This is a genomic window from Rhodopseudomonas sp. BR0C11 (assembly GCF_010820945.1).
Classification (GTDB): Bacteria; Pseudomonadota; Alphaproteobacteria; order Rhizobiales; family Xanthobacteraceae; genus Rhodopseudomonas; species Rhodopseudomonas palustris_H.
The window spans coordinates 1-3,965 of record NZ_QTKI01000429.1 but is presented as its reverse complement, the minus strand read 5'-3'; the positions used below and the strand labels follow the sequence as shown (position 1 = coordinate 3,965).

The following is a 3,965-nucleotide window of genomic DNA, read 5'->3' as shown; positions in this document are numbered from 1 at the left end:
TCAAGCGCTACCCGCTGCCGCTCAGCCGCACCGCGATCGAACTCGGCAGCGAACGCGTCACCAACATCGTGGCGCTCGGCGTGCTGATCGAGCTATCCGGCATCTGCAAACACAAATCGGTCGAGCAGGTGGTGCGCGCGTCCTCGCCGCGCGGCTTCCTCGATCTCAACATGGACGCGCTGGCCGCCGGCTACGCGCTGGCCAAGGCGCCTGCCGTCGCGGCGGCCTCCTGATTTTCTGACAAAGGATTGCTTCGATGAGCGCCCAGCCTGCATTGCGCGAACAGACCGTCTATATGCACGACCGCGCCATCGAGACGATGCCCCGGCCGCAGCTTGCGGCGCTACAATTCGAGCGCCTGCGCAAGATTGTCGAGCGGGCGTATCGCGACGTTCCGCACTATCGCGCCAGCTTCGATGAAGCTGGCGTCAAGCCTGCGGATTTGACCTCGCTCGCGGACCTCGCGAAGTTTCCCTTCACCAAGAAGACCGACCTCCGCGACAACTATCCGTTCGGCATGTTCGCGGTGCCGCGCAATCAGATGCCGCGCATCCATGCCTCGTCCGGCACCACCGGCAAGCCGACCGTGGTCGGTTACACCAAGACCGACCTGGACAATTGGGCCAACCTAATGGCGCGCTCGATGGTCGGCGCCGGCGCGTCGCCGGACGACATTGTCCACAACGCCTATGGCTACGGCCTGTTCACTGGCGGCCTCGGTGCTCACTATGGCGCCGAGCGGCTGGGCTGCACCGTGGTGCCGGCCTCCGGCGGTGGCACCGAACGCCAAGTGCAGCTCATCGTCGATTTCGCCGCCAATGTGCTGTGCTGCACGCCGTCCTATGCGCTGAACATCGCGGAAGTCGCCGAGCAGATGGGCATTAACCTGCGCGATGCGCCGCTGCGGGTCGGCCTGTTCGGCGCCGAGCCGTGGAGCGATGCGATGCGCCGCGATCTCGAAGCACGCCTCGGTATCAAGGCGGTCGATGTTTATGGCCTGTCGGAAATCATGGGCCCCGGCGTCGCCTGCGAATGCCACGTTGCGCAAAATGGTCTGCACGGCTGGGAAGACCACTTCCTGTTCGAGACCATCGATCCGGAAACGCTTCAGGTGCTGCCGATGGGCTCCGTCGGCGAGCTGGTGATCACCACGCTCACCAAGGAAGCGCTGCCGATGATCCGGTATCGCACCCGCGACATCACCAGCCTGAACACCGAGCCCTGCGCGTGTGGCCGCACCCATCTGCGTATCATGCGTGTCACCGGTCGCGACGACGACATGCTGATCATCCGCGGCGTCAACGTGTATCCGTCGCAGGTGGAGTCGGTGCTGATCGGCTTCCCCGGCATCGCGCCGCACTATCAGATTGTGCTGACCCGCGAGAAGGCGCTCGACGCCATGACGGTCGAAGTCGAAGTCGCGCCCGGTGCGCCGTTCGATGACGCGGCCCGCGCCAAGAAGGCGGCGGAAGTGACGCATCATATCAAGTCGCTGATCGGCGTCACCTGCAAGGTCTCGGTGAAAGCCCCAGGCGAAGTTCCGCGCTCGCAGGGCAAGGCCGTGCGTGTCAAAGATCAGCGGAACATCTGATCGCCTGATTGTTGACCGCAATCGCGTCTTCGCGATGCAGCATAAAAGTAATCGACGCGCGCCTTGACAGGCGCTCGATGATCTAACTTTAATTAACTGATTGAGTAAGCCGTATCCGCGGTCAACGCGTAACGGAACGCTCAGTCACGCCGGACCGGCAATCAATGTCGGCCGCAAAAATGTGGTTCGCCAAAGAACCACACGGGGAAGAAATGCTCGATTTCGTCCAGCAGGTGATCGGCGGGATTGCCCTCGGCTGCGTCTACGGCCTCATCGCCCTCGGCTTTGTGCTGATCTACAAGGCGACCGAAGTCGTCAATTTTGCGCAGGGCGAAATCATGATGCTCGGCGCGTTCCTGTCGTTCACCTTCATCGCCACGCTTGGGCTGAACTACTGGTTCGGCTTTCTGTTGTGTGTGGTCAGTATGGCGGTGCTCGGCGCCGCGATGGAGCGGCTGGTGGTGCGGCCGATCCTCGGCTATCCGCAGTTCTCGATCGTGATGGCGACGATCGGCCTTGGCCTCGTCATCCGCTCGCTGGTCGGCATCATCTGGGGCACCGACGATCTGCGGATCGAGACGCCGTTCACCGGCGGCGTGATCCAGCTCGGCGGGCTGGTGCTGTCGCAGGATAGCCTGTCGATCATCGTTGCCACCGCGCTGCTGTGCGCCGTGCTCTACGCCTTCTTCCGCTTCACCAAGATCGGCATCGCCATGCAGGCGACATCGCAGAACATGCTGGCCGCCTACTACATGGGCATTCCGGTGAAGCGGATGTTCTCGCTGATCTGGAGCCTGAGCGCGATCGTGGCGTGCTGCGCCGGCGTGCTGCTGGCGCCGATCACCTTCATCCACGCCAATCTCGGCTTCCTCGGCATCAAGGCGTTCCCGGCCGCGGTGCTCGGCGGCTTCGGCAGCATCCCCGGCGCGCTCGCCGGCGGCATCACCATCGGCATCGTCGAATCGCTGTCGGGGTTCTATCTGCCGGAGGGCTTCAAGGACGTCGCCGCCTATGTGGTGCTGCTCGCGGTGCTGCTGTGGCGGCCGCAGGGCCTGTTCGGCAGCAACGCGCTGAAGAAGGTCTGAGATGAGCGCGCATGTCCGCACCAGCTACGCGCAAAGCGAGCAGCTGTTCCCGTCGAAGAATGCTGCCTTCTGGTACGCCGTCCTGGTCGCGGCGCTGATCGCCGCGCCTTATGTGCTGGAGTCCTATTATCTCAGTCAGCTGGTGTTCGTGCTGATCTATGCCATCGTCGGCATCGCCATGAACGTGCTGTCGGGGCAGGCTGGGCAGGTCTCGATCGGCCACGCCGCCTTCATGGCGATCGGCGCCTATACGGCGGCGGTCTGCGAAAAGAATGGCTTGCCGCTGGCCGTGTATCTGGTGCTGGCCGGCGGCTTCACCGGGCTGATCGGCTATCTGGTGGGGCTGCCGGCGCTGCGGCTGCACGGCATCTACTTGGCGATCGCCACGCTGGCCTTCGCCTTTATCGTCGAGGAGATCGTTACCCGCTGGGAGAGCGTCACCAACGGCAACGAGGGCCTGATGCTCGGCGCGCCGTCGCTGTTCGGGCTGAAGCTCGGCGCGCAGGGATTCTATTATCTCTGCCTCGGCGTCACCGCGGTGGTGATCCTGGCTGCGATCAACATCCTGCGCTCGCCAACCGGCCGTGCGTTTCTGGCGATCCGCGACAGCGAGACCGCGGCGCGCAGCATGGGCATCGACACCGCGCGCTACAAGACCCGGGCGTTCGCCATCTCGGCCGGCTTCACCGGGCTCGCCGGTGTGCTGTACGCGCATAAGCTGTCGTTCATCAGTCCGGAAATGTTCAGCCTGTCGATGTCGATCGAGTTCGTCATGATCATCATCATCGGCGGTGTGCTCAGCCTGCGCGGAGCGGTGTTCGGCGCGATCTTCATGATCATGGTCGATCCGATCCTGATCGTGGTGAAGGACAAGGTACCGCAACTGACCCTGGCGGCGATGCAAGGCATCGGCCTGTCGGATCAGCTCACCGACGCGATCCAGGCCGGAATCGTCCGCGTCGCCGGCGCGCCGGGGCTGAAGTCGCTGATCTTCGGTCTGATCATCATCCTGTTCATCATCTTTGAGCCGATGGGCCTCGATGGACGATGGGCGCGGGTGAAGTCCTACTTCCGGCAGTTCCCGCTGTATCGGTCGACCAGCGCGCGCGCCCAGCGGATGTTCTTGAAGTCGGAGCGCAACCGGTGAGCACGTTCTTCAAGGTCGACAAGCTTACCGTCAAGTTCGGCGGCCTCACCGCGGTCGACGACGTCTCGTTCGACATCGCCGAAGGCGAGGTCTTCACCATCATCGGGCCCAACGGCGCCGGCAAGACCACGCTGTTCAACCT

General features: G+C 63.5%; 5 protein-coding genes. All 5 read left to right on the top strand.

What is annotated here, in order from left to right; all coding sequences use genetic code 11:
* Positions 1–233, top strand: a 233-nt coding sequence (locus tag DYI24_RS22755; protein ID WP_205523639.1) for a 2-oxoacid:acceptor oxidoreductase family protein, incomplete at its 5' end; no start/stop codon positions are given.
* Positions 234–256: 23 nt separating this feature from the next.
* Positions 257–1,591 (top strand): phenylacetate--CoA ligase family protein, encoded by a 1,335-nt coding sequence (locus DYI24_RS22750; RefSeq protein WP_164573947.1) that lies wholly within the window; start codon positions 257–259, stop codon positions 1,589–1,591.
* A gap of 212 nt (positions 1,592–1,803) precedes the next feature.
* Complete coding sequence (locus DYI24_RS22745) at positions 1,804–2,676, top strand: branched-chain amino acid ABC transporter permease (RefSeq protein WP_107343381.1); 873 nt, start codon at positions 1,804–1,806, stop codon at positions 2,674–2,676.
* A gap of 1 nt (position 2,677) precedes the next feature.
* Positions 2,678–3,823 (top strand): branched-chain amino acid ABC transporter permease, encoded by a 1,146-nt coding sequence (locus DYI24_RS22740; RefSeq protein ID WP_164573946.1) that lies wholly within the window; start codon positions 2,678–2,680, stop codon positions 3,821–3,823.
* On the top strand, positions 3,724–3,965 hold a 242-nt coding region (locus DYI24_RS28835; protein ID WP_502706365.1), incomplete at its 3' end, for an ATP-binding cassette domain-containing protein. The genes DYI24_RS22740 and DYI24_RS28835, both read left to right, overlap by 100 nt.